The organism is Xenorhabdus sp. SGI240 (assembly GCF_040081915.1).
GTDB classification, from domain to species: domain Bacteria; phylum Pseudomonadota; class Gammaproteobacteria; order Enterobacterales; family Enterobacteriaceae; genus Xenorhabdus; species Xenorhabdus bakwenae.
The window spans coordinates 86348-107609 of sequence record NZ_JBEBMB010000044.1 but is presented as its reverse complement, the minus strand read 5'-3'; the positions used below and the strand labels follow the sequence as shown (position 1 = coordinate 107609).

The 21262-nt window shown below is 46.1% G+C and carries 20 protein-coding genes and 1 pseudogene; 15 read left to right on the top strand and 6 right to left on the bottom strand.

Features of this window, described 5'->3' with window-relative positions:
* The first annotated feature begins 35 nt into the window (after nucleotides 1-35).
* The 10 genes from ompR to ABLA76_RS11005 all read left to right on the top strand — a co-directional run bounded on the left by ompR (nucleotide 36) and on the right by ABLA76_RS11005 (nucleotide 9033).
* Nucleotides 36-755 carry a two-component system response regulator OmpR gene (ompR, locus tag ABLA76_RS11050; RefSeq protein ID WP_348987952.1) on the top strand — a complete coding sequence of 240 codons (720 nt, stop codon included), beginning with the start codon at nucleotides 36-38 and terminating at the stop codon, nucleotides 753-755.
* Nucleotides 752-1783, top strand: coding sequence for an ATP-binding protein (locus tag ABLA76_RS11045; RefSeq protein ID WP_348987951.1), 1032 nt, complete (start codon nucleotides 752-754; stop codon nucleotides 1781-1783). Before ompR ends, ABLA76_RS11045 begins: the two co-directional genes overlap by 4 nt.
* 190 nt (nucleotides 1784-1973) lie before the next feature.
* Nucleotides 1974-2996: a phosphate ABC transporter substrate-binding protein PstS gene (pstS, locus tag ABLA76_RS11040; RefSeq protein WP_348987950.1), complete on the top strand. Its 1023-nt coding sequence runs from the start codon at nucleotides 1974-1976 to the stop codon at nucleotides 2994-2996.
* A 31-nt stretch (nucleotides 2997-3027) separates the two neighbouring features.
* A complete protein-coding gene (gene pstC, locus ABLA76_RS11035) occupies nucleotides 3028-3987 on the top strand; it encodes a phosphate ABC transporter permease PstC (protein WP_348988003.1) in 960 nt (319 codons plus the stop codon).
* Between the two features lies 1 nt (nucleotide 3988).
* Entirely contained in the window at nucleotides 3989-4897 is a 909-nt protein-coding gene (gene pstA, locus ABLA76_RS11030) for a phosphate ABC transporter permease PstA (RefSeq protein ID WP_348987949.1), read from the top strand.
* A gap of 99 nt (nucleotides 4898-4996) precedes the next feature.
* Entirely contained in the window at nucleotides 4997-5770 is a 774-nt protein-coding gene (gene pstB, locus ABLA76_RS11025) for a phosphate ABC transporter ATP-binding protein PstB (protein WP_047766453.1), read from the top strand.
* 18 nt (nucleotides 5771-5788) lie between these two features.
* On the top strand, nucleotides 5789-6505 hold the full coding sequence (gene phoU, locus ABLA76_RS11020) for a phosphate signaling complex protein PhoU (RefSeq protein ID WP_348987948.1): 717 nt from the start codon (nucleotides 5789-5791) through the stop codon (nucleotides 6503-6505).
* 110 nt (nucleotides 6506-6615) lie between these two features.
* Nucleotides 6616-7464 carry an ABC transporter substrate-binding protein gene (locus ABLA76_RS11015; protein WP_348987947.1) on the top strand — a complete coding sequence of 283 codons (849 nt, stop codon included), beginning with the start codon at nucleotides 6616-6618 and terminating at the stop codon, nucleotides 7462-7464.
* A gap of 86 nt (nucleotides 7465-7550) precedes the next feature.
* Nucleotides 7551-8288 (top strand): amino acid ABC transporter permease, encoded by a 738-nt coding sequence (locus ABLA76_RS11010; RefSeq protein WP_348987946.1) that lies wholly within the window; start codon nucleotides 7551-7553, stop codon nucleotides 8286-8288.
* Nucleotide 8289: 1 nt separating this feature from the next.
* A complete protein-coding gene (locus ABLA76_RS11005; RefSeq protein ID WP_348987945.1) occupies nucleotides 8290-9033 on the top strand; it encodes an amino acid ABC transporter permease in 744 nt (247 codons plus the stop codon).
* A 230-nt stretch (nucleotides 9034-9263) separates the two neighbouring features.
* Here the strand turns inward: ABLA76_RS11005 and ABLA76_RS11000 are convergent, their stop codons facing one another.
* Nucleotides 9264-10745, bottom strand: a complete 1482-nt coding sequence (locus ABLA76_RS11000) for an MFS transporter (RefSeq protein WP_348987944.1) — start codon at nucleotides 10743-10745, stop codon at nucleotides 9264-9266.
* A gap of 100 nt (nucleotides 10746-10845) precedes the next feature.
* Here ABLA76_RS11000 and ABLA76_RS10995 point away from each other — a divergent pair, with 100 nt between their 5' ends.
* Together ABLA76_RS10995 and ABLA76_RS10990 are read left to right on the top strand one after the other, a co-directional pair.
* Nucleotides 10846-11385: a TetR family transcriptional regulator gene (locus ABLA76_RS10995; RefSeq protein WP_348987943.1), complete on the top strand. Its 540-nt coding sequence runs from the start codon at nucleotides 10846-10848 to the stop codon at nucleotides 11383-11385.
* 202 nt (nucleotides 11386-11587) lie between these two features.
* Nucleotides 11588-12925 (top strand): NCS2 family permease, encoded by a 1338-nt coding sequence (locus tag ABLA76_RS10990; protein ID WP_047766418.1) that lies wholly within the window; start codon nucleotides 11588-11590, stop codon nucleotides 12923-12925.
* 61 nt (nucleotides 12926-12986) lie between these two features.
* Here ABLA76_RS10990 and ABLA76_RS10985 read toward each other — a convergent pair whose 3' ends face one another.
* Complete coding sequence (locus tag ABLA76_RS10985; protein WP_348987942.1) at nucleotides 12987-14459, bottom strand: glycosyltransferase family 39 protein; 1473 nt, start codon at nucleotides 14457-14459, stop codon at nucleotides 12987-12989.
* A 146-nt stretch (nucleotides 14460-14605) separates the two neighbouring features.
* Between ABLA76_RS10985 and yihI the strand changes: the two genes are divergently transcribed.
* From yihI to ABLA76_RS10970, 3 genes are all read left to right on the top strand, one after another.
* Nucleotides 14606-15124, top strand: coding sequence for a Der GTPase-activating protein YihI (gene yihI, locus ABLA76_RS10980; protein ID WP_348987941.1), 519 nt, complete (start codon nucleotides 14606-14608; stop codon nucleotides 15122-15124).
* 153 nt (nucleotides 15125-15277) lie between these two features.
* Nucleotides 15278-16651, top strand: coding sequence for an oxygen-independent coproporphyrinogen III oxidase (gene hemN, locus ABLA76_RS10975; protein ID WP_348987940.1), 1374 nt, complete (start codon nucleotides 15278-15280; stop codon nucleotides 16649-16651).
* 621 nt (nucleotides 16652-17272) lie between these two features.
* Nucleotides 17273-17596: a hypothetical protein gene (locus ABLA76_RS10970; RefSeq protein ID WP_348987939.1), complete on the top strand. Its 324-nt coding sequence runs from the start codon at nucleotides 17273-17275 to the stop codon at nucleotides 17594-17596.
* A 12-nt stretch (nucleotides 17597-17608) separates the two neighbouring features.
* Here the strand turns inward: ABLA76_RS10970 and ABLA76_RS10965 are convergent, their stop codons facing one another.
* The 4 genes and pseudogenes from ABLA76_RS10965 to glnL all read right to left on the bottom strand — a co-directional run bounded on the left by ABLA76_RS10965 (nucleotide 17609) and on the right by glnL (nucleotide 21158).
* Entirely contained in the window at nucleotides 17609-18400 is a 792-nt protein-coding gene (locus ABLA76_RS10965; protein WP_348987938.1) for a DUF4225 domain-containing protein, read from the bottom strand.
* A 2-nt stretch (nucleotides 18401-18402) separates the two neighbouring features.
* Nucleotides 18403-18594: pseudogene (gene tssD, locus ABLA76_RS10960) on the bottom strand (type VI secretion system tube protein TssD); the annotation flags it as partial.
* Between the two features lie 49 nt (nucleotides 18595-18643).
* A complete protein-coding gene (glnG, locus tag ABLA76_RS10955) occupies nucleotides 18644-20089 on the bottom strand; it encodes a nitrogen regulation protein NR(I) (RefSeq protein ID WP_047766427.1) in 1446 nt (481 codons plus the stop codon).
* 19 nt (nucleotides 20090-20108) lie between these two features.
* Nucleotides 20109-21158 carry a nitrogen regulation protein NR(II) gene (glnL, locus tag ABLA76_RS10950; protein ID WP_348987937.1) on the bottom strand — a complete coding sequence of 350 codons (1050 nt, stop codon included), beginning with the start codon at nucleotides 21156-21158 and terminating at the stop codon, nucleotides 20109-20111.
* Nucleotides 21159-21262 lie beyond the last annotated feature (104 nt).

Below are 21262 nucleotides of genomic sequence, written 5' to 3'. Positions count from 1 at the left end.
ATGTTGCGGGCATGGAGCATCTTGGGAGCTGAAACATGCAAGAGAGTTATAAAATCCTTGTTGTTGATGATGATATGCGCTTGCGGGCGTTACTGGAACGCTATTTATCTGAACAGGGGTTCCAGGTGCGTAGCGCCGCAAATGCAGAGCAGATGGATCGTTTATTGACCAGAGAATCCATTCAATTGATTGTCCTGGATTTAATGTTGCCGGGCGAAGATGGGTTGTCTATCTGTCGAAGGCTGAGAAGTCAGCATAACGCAATCCCGATCATCATGATATCCGCGAAAGGGGAAGAGGTTGATCGGATTGTGGGGCTTGAAATTGGTGCTGATGATTATCTTGCCAAGCCGTTTAACCCGCGTGAATTGTTGGCACGTATGCGTGCTGTCCTGCGGCGACAGGCGAAAGAACTGCCGGGGGCACCGACGCCGGATGATGCGGTGATCAAGTTCGGGAAATTTAAACTTGATCTTGGAACGCGTGAAATGTTTCATCAAGATGAATTGTTACCTTTGACCAGTGGGGAATTTTCCGTGTTGAAGGTGTTGGTTTCTCACCCACGTGAGCCATTATCACGGGATAAATTGATGAATCTGGCTCGGGGACGAGAGTATGGTGCGATGGAGCGTTCCATTGATGTCCAGATTTCCCGTCTGCGTCGCCTGATTGAAGAAGATCCTGCCCATCCGCGTTATATCCAGACGGTTTGGGGGCTGGGATACGTTTTTGTTCCTGATGGAAACAAGGTATGAAAAAGCCCAGTGTAAAAAAGGTTTGGCTTTCTCTGCGTACTTTGTTTTTCCGTGTTCTGTACTTAGTGCTGGGCAGCTTGCTGTTCAGCGCTCTGGTTACCTTACTGCTGGTGGTATTAGAAAAGCTCCCTTTTAACGCGGTATTTCCCTATCTCTTTATCAGTGTTTTTGCGGTGGTATTGTTCGTGTTCATGATGTTCGGGCGATATTCCGCTGTCCAGAGACATTCATTGAAAGCCATGCAGAATGCCGTTATCGACATGGGAAAAGGAAAAAGAGGCTCATCAGTGCCTGAAAGGGGGACGCCCGCTATCCGTTCCGTGATTAGGGCGCTTAACCAATTGTCGGTAGAGCTGAAATCACAGGAAAGCGATCAGGCGGTATTAATGGCTGGCGTGAGCCATGACTTGCGCACTCCGCTTACCCGTATTCGTCTGGCGATGGAAATGATGGAGGGAAAAGATGATTTTCTGGCAGAATCGGTTCATCAGGACATTGAAGAGTGCAATGCCATGATTGATCAATTCATTGATTATCAGCGGACAGGGCAGGATATGCCGATGACATGCTGTGAATTGAACAGGTTGCTTGAAGAGGTGATTGCCGCAGAACAGCGTTGTGCGGCAGATACCGATATTGAAAATCGTTTAGCGACAAGTTCGATTTTCATTTTAGCCCATTCCTTTTCCATCAAACGTGTACTGGTCAATCTGTTGACTAATGCCCGGCGTTATGGCAATGGGTGGATTCGTATCAGTAGCGGCTCAACAGAAAAATTTGGCTGGTTTCAGGTTGAGGACAACGGTACTGGAATGACGAAAGAAGCCGCCGCCATTTTATTTCAGCCTTTTATGCAGGGAAATAATAAAAGTGAAATAAATAATAGGGGCGAAATAAATAAGGGCGTGGGGCTGGGGTTGGCGATCATCCGCCGTATCATTGATAGCCACGGGGGAGATATTCAGGTGGGGAGCAGTGAAAAACAGGGGCTGTCCATTCGTGTATATCTTCCATTGAGTGCAACATAAGAATCGCATTGGACGCAAAATAAGGCACTGCCGAAACCGCCTGTCATAAAAATGTCATCATCCATACATCTTATTGTCATTGCATTCACCTATTTTCTTTATTGAATCATTTTCTTACCTGAAAATCAGATTGTCAGCGATACCTGTCATTTATTTTTCATTAATGATGCGTATTCCAACAGGAGATAGTATGAAATCAATGCGTACCACCGTGGCGAGCATCATAGTTACTGTATTTGCCATGACATCCCTGTCTTCATTTGCCGCCGCCAGCCTGACGGGGGCAGGTGCAACATTTCCTGCTCCGGTATATACCAAATGGGCGGATTCTTATCAGAAAGAAACGGGTAACAAAATCAATTATCAAGGCATCGGTTCTTCTGGGGGTGTAAAACAGATTATTGCTAATACCGTTGATTTTGGTGCCTCTGATGCCCCGCTTTCTGACGAAAAATTGGCGACTGATGGTTTGTTCCAGTTTCCAACGGTCATCGGTGGGATTGTGCTGGCAGTGAACATTACCGGTGTTAAAGCGGGTCAGTTGGTTCTGGATGGCAAAACCCTTGGTGATATCTATCTGGGCCATATCAAGAAGTGGAATGATCCGGCGATTGCAAAGTTGAATCCCGATCTCAAACTGCCAGAGCAAAACATTGCCGTGATTCGTCGCGCGGATGGCTCAGGGACTTCCTACGTTTTTACGAGTTACCTGTCCAAAGTTAGTAGCGATTGGAAACAAAAAGTCGGGGCTGGCTCTACCGTCAAATGGCCAACAGGATTGGGCGGTAAAGGTAATGACGGGATTGCTGCATTTGTTCAGCGTCTGCCGGGTTCGATTGGTTATGTCGAATATGCCTATGCAAAGCAGAATCACCTGGCTTATACCAAACTGGTTTCAGCGGAGGGAGCTGTGCTAGCGCCTACCGAAGAGAACTTTAGTGCGGCGGCTAAAGGGGCAGATTGGAGCCACAGCTTTGCCCAAGATCTGACAAACCAGAAAGGCGATAATGCGTGGCCAATTACCTCTACGACATTCATTCTTATCCACAAGCAGCAGGCAAATGCTGCCAATGGTATCGCCGTGCTGAACTTTTTCGATTGGGCCTATAATCACGGTAAAAAACAGGCGAAGGAGCTGGATTATGCCACCCTGCCGGAAGAAGTGGTCAGTCAGGTGCGTGCAGCGTGGAAGCGTAATCTCCCCTTTTATTAAGGGGAAATAACCTAACATGAGAATGATGCGTATGGCCGAACGTAAAACGGCACTGAAAGCACCAAGCAAAAAGGGTGACATTATCTTCAGCGTTCTGGTTAAGTTAGCGGCGTTGTTAACTTTATTTCTGCTGGGCGGCATTATCATTTCGCTGATCATTGCTTCCTGGCCGAGTATACAAGCATTTGGTTTTGCGTTCTTATGGAGCAAAGAGTGGGATGCGCCGGCAGGGATGTTTGGCGCATTGATCCCGGTTTATGGCACATTAATGACTTCGTTAGTTGCCCTGATTATTGCGGTTCCCGTGAGTTTTGGTATCGCCCTGTTTCTGACGGAATTGTCACCAAACTGGTTAAAACGTCCGTTGGGTATGGCGATTGAGTTATTGGCCGCAATCCCCAGCATTGTTTATGGCATGTGGGGGCTGTTTGTTTTCGCTCCACTGTTTGCCACCTATTTTCAGCAACCCGTTGGTGGCGTGTTCTCCAGTATTCCCATTGTGGGAGCACTATTCTCCGGCCCTGCCTTTGGCATCGGCATTCTGGCGGCGGGTGTCATTCTTGCCATCATGATTATCCCCTATATCGCTTCTGTCATGCGCGATGTGTTTGAACAGACCCCTGTGATGATGAAAGAGTCTGCCTATGGTATCGGTTGTACAACATGGGAAGTGATTTGGCATATCGTCTTGCCGTATACCCGAAATGGTGTCATTGGTGGCGTCATGTTGGGGCTTGGCCGGGCATTGGGAGAAACAATGGCGGTCACTTTTATTATCGGTAATACCTACCAACTTGATAGTGTGTCTCTGTATATGCCGGGGAACAGTATTACCTCTGCATTGGCAAATGAATTTGCTGAGGCTGAATCAGGCCTGCATACCGCCGCATTGATGGAACTGGGGCTGATTTTATTTGTCATCACTTTTATTGTCCTGGCGTTGTCAAAATTGATGATTCTGCGTCTGGCAAAAAATGAGGGGCAGCGCTGAGATGACAACCATCAATGAGCAACCCGCCCCTTTCGCCAATACAGTAAATGACGCGGAGATGAAAAGCCGTCGCCGTATGCAGTCATGGCGTCGTCAGAAAAACCGGCTGGCGCTGGTGCTCTCCATGATGACGATGGCATTCGGTTTATTCTGGCTGGGCTGGATTTTATTCTCCACTGTCACTAAAGGTATCGATGGTATGTCGCTGGCGTTGTTTACTGAAATGACGCCCCCTCCCAATACCGAGGGCGGTGGGCTGGCAAACGCCATTGTGGGTAGCGGTTTGCTGATCTTCTGGGCGACGGTGTTTGGTACACCATTGGGGATTATGGCGGGCATTTATCTGGCGGAGTATGGCCGCCGTTCATGGCTGGCAGAAATCATCCGCTTTATTAATGACATCTTGCTTTCAGCGCCTTCGATTGTGGTTGGATTGTTTGTCTACACGGTTGTGGTGGCAAAAGTGCAACACTTTTCGGGTTGGGCAGGCGTCATTGCACTGGCACTGTTGCAGATCCCCATTGTTATTCGTACAACGGAAAACATGCTGAAACTAGTGCCGGATAATTTGCGTGAAGCCGCTTATGCACTGGGCACACCAAAATGGAAAATGATCTCTGCCATCACGTTGAAAGCCTCAATATCCGGCATTATGACCGGTGTATTGCTGGCTATTGCTCGTATCGCCGGTGAAACGGCTCCATTGTTGTTCACTTCGCTTTCCAACCAGTTCTGGAGCACCGATCTTAACCAGCCGATGGCAAACTTGCCTGTCACTATTTTCAAGTTTGCCATGAGTCCATTTTCTGACTGGCAACAGTTGGCATGGGCGGGGGTATTGTTGATTACTCTATGTGTATTGCTCATTAACATTGTGGCGCGGGCGTTGTTTGTGAAGAAAAAGGACTGATATTTTTCAAAGGAACAAAAGCAGAGAGTATTAAAGAGACAAATACTGATGAATAAGGCTAATGACGTTATTTCAGTAAACAATACGGCGATAAACAACATGGCAGTCAATAAAATCGCAGGAAGTAAAATTCAGGTATGTGATCTGAATTTCTATTACGGCAAGTTTCATGCATTGAAAAATATTACGCTGGATATCGCACAAAATAAGGTAACGGCATTCATCGGGCCATCGGGCTGTGGTAAATCCACGTTACTGCGTACTTTCAATAAAATGTATGAATTGTACGGTGAGCAGCGCGTTGAAGGTGAAATTATTCTGGATGGCACCAATATCCTGACAGACAAGCAAGATGTTGCCTTGCTACGTGCCAAAGTTGGGATGGTCTTCCAGAAGCCGACACCATTCCCGATGTCCATTTACGACAATATTGCTTTCGGGGTGCGCCTGTTTGAAAAACTGCCCAGAACAGAGATGGACGAACGTGTCCAATGGGCGTTGACCAAAGCGGCATTGTGGAATGAAACCAAAGATAAATTGCACCAGAGTGGGCATAGCCTTTCTGGTGGTCAACAACAGCGTCTGTGTATCGCCCGTGGTATTGCTATTCGTCCAGAGGTTTTGTTGCTGGATGAACCCTGTTCGGCACTTGATCCCATCTCGACAGGGCGCATTGAAGAGTTGATCAGCGAACTGAAATCGGAATATACCGTCGTGATCGTCACCCACAATATGCAGCAGGCGGCTCGCTGTTCGGATTACACGGCATTTATGTACCTGGGTGAACTGATTGAATTTAGCGATACGGACAGATTGTTTACCACACCGAAGATGAAACAGACCGAAGATTACATTACCGGCCGTTACGGTTAATACGGGGTATAGCATAATATGGATAATCTGAATCTCAGCAAACATATCTCTGGTCAGTTCACTGCTGAACTGGAACATATTCGTACAGAATTGATGACAATGGGCGGGCTGGTGGAAGAACAGCTCAGTAAGGCGATTCTGGCGATGCACAACCAGGATGAAGTGTTGGCGCGGCAAGTGATTGAGGATGACCAGAAGGTCAATATGATGGAAGTGGCGATTGATGAGGCGTGTGTCCGCATCATTGCCAAACGTCAGCCGACGGCCAGTGATTTGCGTCTGATCATGGTTATTTCAAAGACCATTGCTGAACTGGAGCGGATTGGCGATGTTGCCGATAAGATCTGCCAGACTGCGCTTGAAAGATTTTCACATCAACAGCAATCCTTGCTGGTCAGTTTGGAATCATTGGGACGCCACACGATCCAAATGTTGCATGATGTGTTGGATGCCTTTGCCCGTATGGATCTGCAAGAGGCTATCCGTATCTACCGTGAAGACAAAAAAGTTGATCAGGAATATGAAAGTATTATCCGTCAGCTCATGACCTATATGATGGAAGATCCCAGAACGATTCCGAATGTCATGACGGCGCTTTTCTGTGCCCGCGCGATTGAGCGCATTGGTGACCGTTGCCAAAATATTTGTGAATTTATCTTCTATTACGTCAAAGGACAGGACTTTCGTCATATTGGGGGTGATAAGCTGGAGAAATTACTCACCCAAAAAGACTAGTTTTTATTCCTAATTGGAATAAATATAGTATTTTATATTATTTCAGGTGCTATATCTAAATTGATAGCTTTTGTTGATAGATAAAAATTAATAACCAACAGGGGTGTACAATGAAGATCCGCAATCAATCTCGCGTAGCAGTTACTGCTTTGCTGACCGGTTTGGCCTTGGTTTCAGGAGTGGCAAAAGCAGATAAACTTGATGACATTAAAAAAGCCAGCACGGTACGTATTGCGGTATTTGACAGTAACCCACCATTTGGCTTTATCGATCCCAAAACGAAAAAATTGGCAGGCTATGATGTCGATATCGCCAATGCGATTGCTAATGATTTAGGGGTGAAACTGGAATTGCGCCCAACAAATCCGGCAAACCGTATTCCTCTGCTTTCTTCCAAAAAAATCGACTTAATTGCCGCTAATTTCACCATCACTGACGAACGTGCAAAGCAAGTTGATTTCTCCGTTCCTTATTTTGCCACGGGCCAGAAGTTCATTGCCCGCAAAGGCGTTCTGACCAAGCCGGATGATATTGCCAAACTGCGTATTGGGGCAGATAAGGGAACAGTACAGGAGATTACCCTGCGTGAGCGTTATCCAACTGCCAAAGTGATCTCTTATGACGATACGCCGCTGGCATTTGCGGCTTTAAGAAATGGCAATGTTCAGGCGATTACGCAGGATGATGCGAAACTGGTCGGTTTGCTGGCAAATGTACCTGAAGCCCAGAAAGCCGATTTTGAAATTTCCCCTTTCAGCATTACTCGTGAATATCAAGCAGTTGCGGCCTCCAAAGGGGAAACACGATTGGTTGATTCGGTTAACCAAACCTTAGTGAAATTGGAAAAAGAGGGTGAAGCAGCGAAAATCTACAATCGCTGGTTTGGCCCGGAAACTAAATCCGCTCAACCGCGGGGTGATTTTAAATTTGCTCCGTTAGAGGATCAGGCAAAACAGTAATGTTTGTTTAGTGCTTCCATTTAAGAACACCAATTGATTAGCCCCGTTATTTCGGGGCTTTGCTGTTTGTTTATGCGGTGAATGATATGTTTGAGCAATTGATTACTGAGCATTTACTGGCTCCTGAATATCTGCGATGGCTTTGGCAGGGATTTCTGATCACCTTGTGGCTTTCTGCCTGTGTCATGGTCTCTTCCACTTTACTGGGTTTTGTCATTGCGGCGGTACGGGATAGCCAAATCAAGCCACTGCGCTGGCTGGTGACGGTTTACACTACGGTATTTCGTAACACGCCTTTGTTGGTACAACTGTTTTTCTGGTATTTCGCATCCGGGCAAATTCTGCCACAGGAGGCGATGATGTGGCTGAATACGCCCCACGACACCCTGATTTTCGGTCTGACACTGGCATGGCCATCCTTTGAATTTTTGGCGGGATTTATTGGATTAACCCTTTATTCAGCCCCGTTTGTGGCGGAAGAATTACGTGCGGGCATTCAGGGCGTCGCACGCGGGCAGAAATATGCTGCCCATGCATTGGGCTTAACGGGTTGGCAGGCCATGCGGTACGTTGTATTGCCACAGGCATTGAAAATAGCCATGCCACCCTTGTTGGGGCAATACATGAATATTGTCAAGAATTCATCATTAACCATGGCGATTGGGGTGGCAGAACTTTCCTATGCTTCTCGTCAGGTGGAAACCCAAACCTTACAAACCTTTGAGGCATTTGGTGTGGCGACAGTACTCTATATCGCCATTATTGCGGTGATGGAAGGCTGGGGACAATGGCGCCAACAGAAAACATTGGCGAGAGGGTATTGATATGGACTTTACTGTTATTGCAGAAAACTGGCGTTATTTGCTATTGGGAACCTTTCCCGATGGGCCGTTGGAAGGCGCGGCATTGACGCTGGTCATCAGCATCATAGCGGGGACGATCTCCATTGTATTGGGTATTCTGGGTGGCGTTGCTCTGGCGATGTTGCGTGGTTTTTGGGCCAACCTGTTGGCGGCAGTACTGGGTTTCTTTCGCGCTATTCCGGTCATTATGCTGATTTTCTGGACGTACTTTTTGTTGCCTGTCGTATTGGGGATGGAGATCCCTGAAATTACGACCGTTGTCTGTGCGCTGGCATTGATTACTTCGGCTTATTTAGCACATGGCGTTAAAGCGGGAATTTTAGCGATTGGTGATGGTCAATGGCGGGCTGGGTTATCACTGGGCTTCAATCGTTGGGAAGTGCTTTGGCATATCGTTTTGCCGCAGGCATTGCGTATGATGGTGCCTTCATTCATCAATCAGTGGATTGCGTTAATCAAGGATACCTCATTGGCGTATATCGTTGGTGTGGCAGAACTGTCATTTTTGGCGACCCAGGTGAATAGCCGCAGTATGGTCTATCCGATGGAAGTCTTTTTATTCGTTGCGCTGGTTTATTTTGTCATGTGTTTGTCACTGGAGTTAATTGCCAATTACGTTGCCCGCCGCTTCTCGGTGAGGCGTGAAAGAACCGCAACCTTCGGCTTCTGGCGTAAAAAAGCGTTGACCGTGGTGCCGCAAAATTAATATCTGGCATCTGGCAGATATTTTCGTTGTTGTATTCATTCCCCGCGCAGCGGGGAAATATAAGTCCTCGCGTCGTCTTGCGGATTGCAACCTGACGTTTATCGAGTATATAAGAACTGCAAAATCACCTTTAATTTGTGATGTTAGTCATAAAGATATTTAAATTAACCGCTTAAAGGAACATTTTCAGAGAGCCGCTTAATGCGGCTTTTTCATGTTTATTGGCTCAATTAATGGCGTTTCTCTTTTCCAAACACAGCAATGAGTACAGAAGTCAACAACAGCAATGTCCCTGCTGCGATTAACACCGACAGGAATGAGTGATTGAAAGCCTGTTTTGCTGCATGGATCAGTGACAGTGCGACCTCTCCCTCTAGCCCTTCTGCAACAATAAGTGCCTCATCAATACTGTTTCGCGCCAGTTCTGGAATACGTGTATCAGCCGGAAGAATAAATGAGGCAGAATAGACCGCCACCATCAGACTGCCGAGAACGGCTATCCCGATTAAACTTCCCAGTTCATAAGCGACTTCTTCGATAGAGGCAGCGGTGCCAGCTTTATTTTCTGGGGCATTTAGCATGATGGATGTGGAAGCAGCAGTCATTGCTGCACCGCTACCAAATCCAATGATGCAAAATGCAGTGATTTGCACGAAAAGCCCGGATTGCAGGCCAGCGAGATAAACAGTAATCCCCAGACCGGCAAAGGCGAGTGAAAGCCACATGATCCGCCCGGCACCAAATTTGGGTATCGCAATTCCGGCCAAAGGGCCGGCAATAAAAGAGGCAATCGGAATGGGCAGAATAAATAGTCCCGCCAGAAGGGGAGATAGACCCATAGCGAGTTGGAAGCGTTGACTGACAGCAAGCTCCATCCCGACTAGTGCTGCTGTGGAAACGAAAGCCGCGACGACTCCCGCAGTGAAAACGCGATTGCGGAAGAGGTTGAAATCGATCATCGGGGTTGATGAACTTAACTGGCGACGAATGAAGATGACGGTGAAAATAATTCCTGCGATACCCACTGTCGCGGCGGTTAACAATGAAGGTACTGGTTTGCTTAATTCTTTGATGGCATAAGTGATACTGACCAAACCAATCATAATTTGCACCGAAGCAATCAGGTCAAAGTGATGGCCTGGATTGTCCGGGCTTTTAGAAATGACGACCAGTGCAAAGCCAAACGCAATCAGAGCAATCGGGATGTTAATCAGAAAAACCGATCCCCACCAGTAATATTCGAGCAGGAACCCGCCGATAACCGGGCCAAGTGCAGCCCCGCCCGAAGCTATAGCAGACCAGATGCCGATGGCAAGTGCCCTTTCGTTTGGATCTGTAAACGCTTGCCGGACTATTGCGAGTGTCGCCGGCATCATCATCGCCGCGCCAAAAGCAAGCACCACACGTGCAGCAATCAGAGTGGCAGGATTGGGGGAAAATGCCGCCATCAGCGATGCAACGCCGAAAATGGCTAACCCGTGAGTAAACAGTTTTTTTGCACCCAAACGGTCAGTTAACGCCCCCATAGCGGGAAGTAATCCTGCGATGGTCAACGTATAGGCATTCATGATCCACAATTTCTCTGAAGCAGAAGCGCGCAAATCATGTGTTAACCGTGGTAAAGCGGTGTATAGCACGGTCATATCAATAACAACTAAGAAAAGTGCACTGGAAATAATAGCGAGCACAAGCCAGCGGATATTCGATTTCATAAGCAAATTCACCAATGCGGTTTGGTAACCTTACCGAACCTTGACTAAATTGTTGGCGATTATTATAAATACATCCGTATTTAATGAAAAGGAGGTTCGCATGGGACGACGTAAAACAATTGACCGAGAAGTTCTGCTGGATGCAGCGGAACATATTGTCACAACACATGGCGCTGCGGCTCTCACGATTGATGCACTGGCGAAGGCGGTTGGCATTACCAAGGGGGGAGTGCAATACAGTTTTAGTACAAAAGATGGCCTGATTGATGCGATGTTTGAGCGTTGGGAGGCGAGTTATGACGAACAGTTTCATGAAATTGCCGGACATGATCCCCACCCGTTGACAGCCGTGCGTGCGCATATTGAGGCGACCAGACGATCTGATGAAGCATCGACGGCAAAGGCGGCTGGTTTGATGGCGGCTTTATTACAAACACCGGAACATCTTGAATCAACCCGTATCTGGTATCGACAACGCATAGCAGGCTTGGACACAACGACGGAAGAAGGCCGGCAAGCGCGTTTGGCGTTTTTAGCTACAGAGGGGGCATTCGTTTTGCGTTTCTTCGGCTTAATGGATATGTCCGAGGATGAGTGGGGAGATATCTTTACCGATATTCTTGCTGCTGTGTCACCCTGAATTTCTCCGGCAAGACCAATCGCGGATAAATCGAATGAAATATCGTCACAAAATGAATTTCCTCAAGAATCATAATGTTATTTAAGCTATTGATTTCACGTTTCGCAATCGTTTTCTTTTTTGTCGTTTCAGAGTAACGATTTATGTAGGTTTCCTGTAGGATAGGCCGAAAACTTCGCTTTTTTTTGGGAAACAATATTACATGAGCACAATAAATTCTGGCTCTGCTCATCGTCAGGGTCTGCTTCAGCGTGTGTTTAAATTAGGGGAACATGGCACGACAGTCCGTACCGAAATAGTTGCCGGATTAACGACGTTTCTGACGATGGTTTATATCGTCTTTGTTAACCCGCAAATTCTGGCGGTTGCCGGCATGGATATCAAAGCGGTATTTGTCACGACCTGTTTAATTGCCGCCGTTGGCAGCATTATGATGGGATTAATGGCGAATCTGCCTGTTGCCGTTGCACCTGCGATGGGTCTGAATGCGTTTTTTGCCTTTGTTGTGGTCGGTGCGATGGGGCTTTCATGGCAGGTTGCGATGGGGGCGATTTTCTGGGGTGCGGTGGGATTGTTTATCTTGACGCTCCTTCGTGTCCGCTACTGGATGATCGCCAATATTCCATTGAGCCTGCGAGTGGGTATTACTAGTGGTATCGGTCTTTTTATTGCCATGATGGGGCTGAAAAATGCGGGCATTATCGTGCCTAATCCCGACACGATTGTGTCAATCGGCAACTTTGCTTCCCATAATGTCTTATTGGGGACATTGGGCTTTTTTATCATTGCCATTTTAGCAGCCCGCAATTTCCATGCTGCGGTGTTGGTTTCGATTATCGTGACAACCGGCATCGGTTTGATGATGGGCTATGTGGAATATCACGGCATTTTTGATCTGCCACCTAATGTGATGAGCGTGGTGGGTAACGTTGATGTCAAAGGGGCACTGGATATCGCTTTGGCTGGCGTGATTTTCTCATTTATGTTGGTGAACTTGTTTGATTCTTCCGGCACATTGATTGGTGTGACGGATAAAGCAGGTATTGCTGACAGTAATGGTAAATTCCCACGCATGAAGCAAGCCTTGTATGTGGACAGTATCAGTTCGGTGGCGGGTGCTTACATCGGGACTTCTTCGGTTACCGCCTATATTGAAAGCTCTTCGGGCGTTTCTGTTGGTGGACGGACTGGCTTGACGGCGATTGTCGTCGGTATTTTATTCTTACTGGTCATGTTTATCTCTCCGCTGGCAAGCATGGTGCCTGCCTATGCGACAGCGGGTGCTTTGGTCTATGTGGGCGTTTTGATGACTTCCAGTCTGACAAGGGTGAAATGGAACGATCTGACTGAATCCGTCCCTGCTTTTATCACCGCAGTGATGATGCCATTTAGTTTTTCTATTACCGAAGGTATCGCACTGGGTTTTATCGCCTACTGTGCCATGAAATTGGGCACGGGCAAATGGCGTGAAGTTGGTCCCTGTGTTCTAGTCGTGACATTCCTGTTTGTATTGAAAATGGTGTTTGTGGATACCCACTGACCACGATTGACAGGGTAATAAAAAAAAGCCTGACGCGTATTCAAGTCAGGCTTGCTTATTTCTACCCTTGCAGACTGTCAGGTGCCACAAAGCCAATGCAGACAGTATCTAACTCAGCACTGGGCTGGGCCTGGAAGGAAAGCTCTTCTTTGTGACTGAGCACCAATAATAGCCATTGTTCAAACGTGTGTTGGAAATCTTCCTCTGCACAGCTTTTTCCTCGTTCTCCCACTAACAAGGCACCATATTGCACAATATTGCCCTGTTTGATATGGCGGTTATAGATATTGGGTGGCATACCTTTGTCTAACTCCCAGGGTTGTATCGTTTCTGGATGGTAGTGGCTGTAAAATGTCAGCCATTGATGCAGATATTCTCCACCCACATAACGTAATGGCGTTGGATACAATTCGTTCCAGCGTTGATCCAATTGGCTGGCGAAGGTTTTTATGCCAACAAACTTTTGCCCGGCATCACGGACATTTGCCATCATCACACTGACGTAACCGATCAACACCAATACACCAAACACGGCCAATCCCCGTAATGTGCCGCGCAAGGGTTTATTGGGAAAGACCGTTATCGATCCCACCAACAGTGCCGGTGAAACTGTCATAAAAGGTTGTACCCATTCGGTCATACGCCCGCCCTGATTGAAGGAGAACCAGCCATAAATCAGCAGCAGAGGCAGCAGGATCACGATATTAGTCAGCGCACTGGATTGATGCCTGGGCCAGCCAATCCGGCCACCGAGCAGATAAATAATGGCAGCGACGATAATTAACGGGTAGAACACGGAAAGGACAGCGCGTGTGGTATGTAGATTGAACCCTTCCTGAATTTGGGAATCTACCCACTTAAATGCGACGAAATCGTTATGCACCAGCCACCAAACGTTCGGTAGTACCAGTGCAAACCAGATGACAATGGCGAGATAGAACAGTGGCTCCCGATAGTTGCGGCGGACTTTAGGCACGAACAGGGAGAGCAAAAAGACCGAGCCGACGATAGCAAGCGAAGAATACTTTGCCATCGTTGCCAGCCCTGTGGTGAGGGCGAATGCCAGCCACCATTTGGGGTGATCGTCAATGGCCCGCAGAAAAAACAGCAATGACCACGGCCAGAGCATAACCAAAAAGTAATTATCATTATAAGGAATGATATCAAAATTGATGACACCGGATAGGTTCAGCGTCAGCATGGCAAGCCATGCGAGTGCAACTTTGCCTGTCAGCCGGAAAGCCAGCTGCCAAACCCCAAGCATACCAATGGCAATAGCAACAAAGTGGGTGAAATACCAATAAAAACTCAGAGAAATGTCGCTGATAGAGATAGCGGGTAGCATGATGGCTCCCACTAGCCACGGATTTTTGGGTGAACCCCATTCCCCATTAAGACCCCAGTTTAAAGCTTCTACCGCATCATAAGGAACGGTGGGATCGAGAAAATAACTTGCTATTATCCACAAAACGGCATAACCAGTGACCCAAAGATACAATGGCATGCGGTAAGAAGAGGTATCAAAAAAACGCATGGTAGCCTGAACATATTATTTGAGTTAAATCTATCTATAATACTAGACGAAATTTAAACAATCAGTGAATGACATTGGATGTTAAAGGGAGTTTCTGTTAGATTCCGCCGAAAATATCTTGATAAAAATAAGTTGAGTCACAAGCTATGAACCCGTTAAAGAAAAAATCACCGGCGAAACCTTCCGCTGGTAAGCAAAAAAGAAAAAGTCGCGCAGAGCTGGATGCGGAAGGACGCGAACGTAAACGCCAGAAAAAGCGCCGTGGTCATTCGGCCGGCAGCCGTCATAGCAGTGATGACGGTAATAAGCGTAAGGTAGTCAAGCAGGAACAAGATCCACGTGTCGGAAGTAAAGTTCCGGTTCCTCTGATCGTAGGCGAAAAAGCACCGACAATGAAACCCGCGGTTAAGCCGGTGGTAGAGCAACAAAAACCGCGCCTGTCACCGCAGGAAGAGCTGGAAATGTTGGAACATGATGAGCGATTGGATGACTTGTTGGCACGCCTTGAACAAGGTGAAAAATTGTCCCAGGAAGACAATGCTTATGTCGACAATACGCTTGATCGCATTGATACCCTGATGGAAGAGTTGGGCATCGAGCTGGAAGAAGAGGACAATGAAGAAGAACCACAGGAAGATATCATGCAATTGCTGAAGGGTAAGTAACGCTTTCATCAATGAATTGTGATCGTAAAAGGCGGGTTCATTCTGATAACCATGATATTAATAACCATAATATTAGTATGTTATTCATTGTGGTTATTGGGTAAACTATGGCGGCTATCGTTTTGATGGGCGAAAACAGCGGAAGGAATAAGCATGTCAGAGCAAGCCATTGTTTGGGATCTGCCTTTGATCCAAAAATACAACTATTCAGGGCCTCGTTATACATCGTATCCAACAGCATTGGAGTTTAGCCAACAATACGATGCAACTGCTTTTGCTCTGGCCGCCGCCCGTTATCCTGATCGCCCGCTTTCCCTCTACATCCATATCCCGTTCTGCCATAAGCTTTGTTATTTCTGTGGTTGCAATAAGCTGGTTACGCGCCAGAAGCACAAGGCGGATGAATATCTGAATGTGTTGGAAAAAGAGATTGCTGCCCGCGCCACATTATTTTCCCAGCGGAAAGTCAGCCAGATGCACTGGGGCGGAGGTACGCCAACCTATCTGGATAAAACGCAGATCAGCCGATTGATGTCGATGCTGCGCCGCCATTTCCAGTTTCTGCCCAATGCTGAACTTTCCATTGAAATTGATCCGCGTGAAATTGAACTTGATGTGATTGATCATTTGCATCACGAAGGTTTTAACCGTCTGAGTATGGGCGTGCAGGATTTCAATAAAGAGGTGCAGCGTTTGGTGAATCGTGAGCAGGATGAGGCGTTTATTTTCGAACTGATCAGACGCGCCCGTGAAACAGGCTTTACATCCACCAGTATTGATCTGATCTATGGCCTGCCGAAACAGACACCTGAGAGTTTTGCCTTTACCTTGCAGCGCGTGTTGGCCTTGTCACCTGATCGCTTAAGTGTCTTTAACTATGCTCACTTACCGGATTTATTTGCGGCACAGCGCAAGATTAAAGAGCAGGATTTACCCACAGCGACGCAGAAGCTGGATATCTTGCGAGAAACGATTGCGACCCTGACGGGGAATGGCTATCAGTTTATTGGGATGGATCACTTTGCCCGCCCTGATGATGAATTGGCGATTGCCCAACGCCAAGGCATCTTGCACCGCAATTTTCAGGGATATACCACGCAGGGGGAATGCGATTTACTGGGTATGGGGATTTCCGCGATCAGCATGTTGGGGGATAGCTATGCCCAGAACCAGAAAGACCTGAAAACTTATTACGCTGTGGTAGAAGCACAAGGCCATGCTATGTGGCGGGGTTTAGCTTTGACGCAAGATGATTGTATTCGCCGTGATGTGATTAAGGCGCTAATCTGTAACTTCCGGCTGAACTTTGCGGACATTGAGCAGCGTTATGGGCTGAACTTCGCGGATTACTTTGCCGAAGACCTGCAATTGCTGGTACCGTTGACCGAAGATGGATTAGTTGAAGTGACCGAATCGCAGCTCCAGGTATCCCCGAAAGGGCGATTACTGATACGTAATATTTGTATGTGTTTTGATAGCTATCTGCGTAACCAGATGCGACAGCGGCAGTTCTCGCGGGTGATATGAGGACTTAATTTTCTATTGAAATATCTAACACATTAAAAATCTGAGGTAAGTCACTATGGAAAAAGTAACAGAAGAGTTGATGATGGAGCATGGTTTTACATTAAAGTAAATAAATCAAATAAAATCGGCTTCTCAGCGCTCTGGTCACAATATAAAAGAGAAATTTTTATTCTAAATAATAGTTTTTATAGGTTGATATTGGTTTTTCTTATTATTTTATTTTCTGTTGTTTCTGCCATTTTTTTGTTCCAGATGTTGATTATTTGAGTGTGGTATTAATATTTTTTATTTCTATTTTTCTTGTGTTATTCTTTTTCTCCCTAGCTTTAAGATACAAATCCTTTATTTTTATAAAAAATATAAAGGATGGGTGATTTATCTTTGTTGTTTTTTAACATGATTCCAATTTATTGATAATGCCGAATATTCATATAATATCCAAAATGTAGCACAATTAGGATCAGATAGTTAGTGGCTGTGCTTATCGATTTGAATGTAAAATTATTATTTGTTTCTTGGCTAGAGAAGAATTACAATGCAGTTAGGTTACTCACCAAAAAGTTAAGCAACTAGAAGAGAAACTTCATTGCAAATAATTAAGAGAAACAGGGGATTAAAAAAATGAATAGTGAAAAAATAGAAGAATTAATGAAAAAAAGTGGTTTTACTTTAAATGACATGAAGTTATTAAAAACCATAAATAAGAGAAGCGGCACTACATTGTTAGATGAAATGACGAATCTGGAAAATAGATTTTATAGACTCTTGTTTATTCTTCCTTTGGCGTTTATGGTGTTGGCGTTCTTTTTTTTAATGGCAGGTGAGGCTAATTTTAAAGGGTTCTTTATAGCTATTGTTATTTTAATGCCTCTTTCTATATTTATAACTTCTTTCAGATTAGCTTATAAGTCGTTTATATTTATGCGAAAATACAAACGACTGTAAAGATTTCTCTCATCATTCAATCGGGGTGTTATATGCGTCGTAGAGTGATTTTAATGTTACCCCATCTGCTGATATTTCAAATGATAGAGCATAACCCCCCATAGCTTTATAACTGGTTATATAATCGTCATTTATATAATAAAATAATCTCCATGCCTCAGGCTTTAATATATTTCTAAATACGCCGTATCCAGAAAGAGCTATGTCTACACCACCATAAACTAAATTTGCCGTTCTTTTATCTAACCCGATAAAATTAAAAGCATGTTCATAGCCTAATTTCAAATAACCTTTATAATCGGCATCGTTATTAAGTAATGATGTTAAATTTTCTTCAAAATTCCCTGCACCATGAACAATAAGCGCTGAACCTGCTACATAGCCAACCACCGTTTGACTTGTTGCGGTTACAATAGCAAGACCTGTGATAAACTGCACTGCTCCGGCGACTAAACCAATGCTTTTTAGAACATAAGTGTACGCATCATTTTCTTTTTTTATTTCAATGGCTGCATACTTTTGAACTATATTATTTCTTATAATATTTTCTTGTTGAGATAAATATAACCGCTCTTGCTTTAAATTTTGTATCGCTTGTGATTTGTCGGATTCAGAGGATGACTGGCTTAGTATTGTACCTAAATTGTAATCAGTAAATTTTTTAATTTCATTTTGAAATTTTCTTTTAACTGAGAAATTTTCTAAAAATGTTGATACTGATAAGGCAGCTTCAGTTACACTTCTAGCAGTTAATGCTCCCATTGCAGAAAAATAATCATTATCTCTATTTGCATATATGTCCATGTTTAATAAATCCTATCATCCCAGATGCTATAACCACTAGTACCCGCCAAGTGATGTTGCCATGTTATGCTTTTGTATTTAAATGAGACGCTCTCTAATGGTTGTGCATCATTATGAGTTGATGAGTTAGGGCAAATAATATCAATATTGCAAATTGTTACACCTGTGACCTTTATAGAAAAAAAAAGAGATAACCCACCGTTGCTATCATATTCTCGTTCTGGGCCTTGGCTGAATAGCCCGCTACAAACCCAATTCCTTCAATTTCCGCGTGATTGTATTTCTTCCCCAGCCCAGCAAACGGGCGGCTTCCTGTTTATGTCCATTGGTATATTCCAGTGCGCAATTAAGCAGAGTGCGTTCCAGTAATGGCAGGGCATCGGCAAGGAGATCAGTTTTTCCCTCTTCTAAGGCATGTCGCGCCCATTCAGCCAGCAGTTGTGGCCAGTCTTCCGATGGTGGCATGACGCGGGAAATAGGAGTATTTCCGGTCTGCCCTGTGGGTGAGTTGCCAATCAGATCAGCGGGCAGATCCTGTACCAGTATCTCCTTGCTTGCCGCCATCACGGTCAGCCAGCGGCAAACATTTTCCAACTGACGGACATTGCCTGACCACGGCAGGCGCATCAGCGCGAGTTCCGTATCAGGATGCAGCACCTTGGCTTCAACGCCCAGCTCTTTGGCAGTGTGTTGCAGGAAATGATGTGCCAGACGAGGAATATCTTCCACTCTGTCCCGCAAAGGCGGTAATTGGACGCGGATCACATTCAGGCGATGGTAGAGGTCTTCCCTGAATTTACCTTCTGCAACGCGTTGCTCAAGATTCTGGTGAGTGGCGGCAATGATACGGACATCCACTTTCACAGGTGCATAGCCCCCGACGCGATAAAATTGCCCCTCCGCCAGAACCCGCAGCAAGCGAGTCTGGATATCCAGCGGCATATCACCAATTTCATCTAAAAACAGTGAACCACCATTGGCTTGCTCAAAACGACCCTGACGTACTTGATTTGCACCGGTGAATGCCCCTTTTTCGTGACCAAACAGTTCGGATTCAATCAAATCCTTCGGGATTGCCGCCATATTCAGGGCAATAAAGGGGGCTGAGGCGCGTGGACTGTGGCGGTGAAGGGCGTGGGCAACCAGCTCTTTTCCCGTGCCGGATTCACCATTAATTAACACACTGATGGAGGAGCGGGAAAGGCGGCCGATAATCCGGTATACCTCCTGCATGGCAGGGGCTTCTCCGATCATATCTGAAACCGATACCGGCAACTGTGGGTTCGAGGTTGATTGATGTTGTTCCCGATAATGACTTAGTGCTCGCTCGACCAGTGCAACCGTTTCATCAATATCAAAAGGCTTTGGCAGATAATCGAAGGCACCGTGTTGATAGGCACTGACAGCGGCATCCAGATCAGAATGGGCCGTCATAATGATGACCGGAAGCTGTGGGTAGCTCTGCTTTATCTGGTTGAGCAAACTCAGTCCGTCCAATCCGGGCATACGGATATCTGACAGGATCACTTCTGGATTACCCTGCCCTGAATGACCCTGTGCCAGTGCGGCCAGTACGGCATCGGCATTTTCAAAACTGATACACTCCATCCCTGCACCACTCAGTGCCCGTTCAAGTACCCAGCGGATAGAACTGTCATCATCAACGATCCAAACTTTTCCTCGTTGCATAGTCACTCCTACTTAACGGTTATTTCTTGATAGGCAGGTAAATGGAAAATTCCGTATGCCCTGGCCAACTGGTAAATTCAATTTTGCCCGCATGTTGGTCGATAAGATTACGTGCTATGGATAAGCCAAGTCCAGTTCCTCCTTCATACCCGCTGACCATCGGGTAAAAAAGCGTATCCTGAATATTGGGAGGAATACCAGGCCCATTATCTTCAATATCAATTCGGGCTGCCAATCGGTAACGCTCCCCTTGTAAGGTAATCTGGAATGCGGTTCGCGTTCTCAGAGTGATAATTCCTCCCTTCTCACCGAGTGCTTTTAGGGCATTACGGGTGATATTCAGTAATACCTGTTCAATCTGGTCAGGATAATGCGCCAGCTCAGGTAAGCTCGGATCATAATCTTTAATCAGCGTGACATTGGCGGGCATTTCCAGCGAAACCAATTGACAGACCCGCTCGACCACATGGTGAATGCTCTGGCGGGTTTGGGCGCCGGGATGCTGTGGTCCCAGCAAGCGATCAACCAGATTCCGTAGCCTGTCTGCCTGTTCAATGATCACTTGGGTATATTCCCTCAAGGACGGATCAGGCAGCGCCTTGGCAAGCAACTGTGCGGCTCCCCGCAGCCCGCCGAGAGGGTTTTTGATTTCATGTGCCAGTCCCCGAACCAATTCCCGCGCAGCCGCCTGCTGTGCTTGTTGGATCTGCTCTTGGCTTAACCGGCGTTGACTGTCCATAGATGCCAGTTCCAGCAGAACAAACTGTTCGGAAATTGGTTGGGCACTGAGCGACATCACATGAGAGTGATTATTGATCACCAATATGACTTCGTTATCGGTAAAGCCATGACCGTTGATCAAACTGGAACGCATCAATTCTGTATCCAGTGAAATATAACTAAACAGGATAGGAAGCGGCGTGCCGAATAATTTACGGGAACTTTGTGCCAGAAGTTGCATGGCAGAATGATTGGCGTAGCGAATCACTAAATCATTATCCAGTATCAGGACGTTGTTTATCTGTGAGTCGAGAATCTGTTCTGCTTTGGGCAAACTAACCATTGTCATTCAGTTCCTGCACTTTTTTGGTGCGTTGTAGCTTATTTAAGCATAGTTCGATGAATCCTTTTACTCAGCATATATCGTCAATCATGATGTCATTGTGTCTATGC

Coding starts and splice junctions, on each gene's coding strand:
- ompR (WP_348987952.1), top strand. CDS start 36: ATGCAAGAGAGTTATAAAATCCTTGTTGTTGATGATGATATGCGCTTG.
- ABLA76_RS11045 (WP_348987951.1), top strand. CDS start 752: ATGAAAAAGCCCAGTGTAAAAAAGGTTTGGCTTTCTCTGCGTACTTTG.
- pstS (WP_348987950.1), top strand. CDS start 1,974: ATGAAATCAATGCGTACCACCGTGGCGAGCATCATAGTTACTGTATTT.
- pstC (WP_348988003.1), top strand. CDS start 3,028: ATGGCCGAACGTAAAACGGCACTGAAAGCACCAAGCAAAAAGGGTGAC.
- pstA (WP_348987949.1), top strand. CDS start 3,989: ATGACAACCATCAATGAGCAACCCGCCCCTTTCGCCAATACAGTAAAT.
- pstB (WP_047766453.1), top strand. CDS start 4,997: ATGGCAGTCAATAAAATCGCAGGAAGTAAAATTCAGGTATGTGATCTG.
- phoU (WP_348987948.1), top strand. CDS start 5,789: ATGGATAATCTGAATCTCAGCAAACATATCTCTGGTCAGTTCACTGCT.
- ABLA76_RS11015 (WP_348987947.1), top strand. CDS start 6,616: ATGAAGATCCGCAATCAATCTCGCGTAGCAGTTACTGCTTTGCTGACC.
- ABLA76_RS11010 (WP_348987946.1), top strand. CDS start 7,551: ATGTTTGAGCAATTGATTACTGAGCATTTACTGGCTCCTGAATATCTG.
- ABLA76_RS11005 (WP_348987945.1), top strand. CDS start 8,290: ATGGACTTTACTGTTATTGCAGAAAACTGGCGTTATTTGCTATTGGGA.
- ABLA76_RS11000 (WP_348987944.1), bottom strand. CDS start 10,745: ATGAAATCGAATATCCGCTGGCTTGTGCTCGCTATTATTTCCAGTGCA.
- ABLA76_RS10995 (WP_348987943.1), top strand. CDS start 10,846: ATGGGACGACGTAAAACAATTGACCGAGAAGTTCTGCTGGATGCAGCG.
- ABLA76_RS10990 (WP_047766418.1), top strand. CDS start 11,588: ATGAGCACAATAAATTCTGGCTCTGCTCATCGTCAGGGTCTGCTTCAG.
- ABLA76_RS10985 (WP_348987942.1), bottom strand. CDS start 14,459: ATGCGTTTTTTTGATACCTCTTCTTACCGCATGCCATTGTATCTTTGG.
- yihI (WP_348987941.1), top strand. CDS start 14,606: ATGAACCCGTTAAAGAAAAAATCACCGGCGAAACCTTCCGCTGGTAAG.
- hemN (WP_348987940.1), top strand. CDS start 15,278: ATGTCAGAGCAAGCCATTGTTTGGGATCTGCCTTTGATCCAAAAATAC.
- ABLA76_RS10970 (WP_348987939.1), top strand. CDS start 17,273: ATGAATAGTGAAAAAATAGAAGAATTAATGAAAAAAAGTGGTTTTACT.
- ABLA76_RS10965 (WP_348987938.1), bottom strand. CDS start 18,400: ATGGACATATATGCAAATAGAGATAATGATTATTTTTCTGCAATGGGA.
- glnG (WP_047766427.1), bottom strand. CDS start 20,089: ATGCAACGAGGAAAAGTTTGGATCGTTGATGATGACAGTTCTATCCGC.
- glnL (WP_348987937.1), bottom strand. CDS start 21,158: ATGACAATGGTTAGTTTGCCCAAAGCAGAACAGATTCTCGACTCACAG.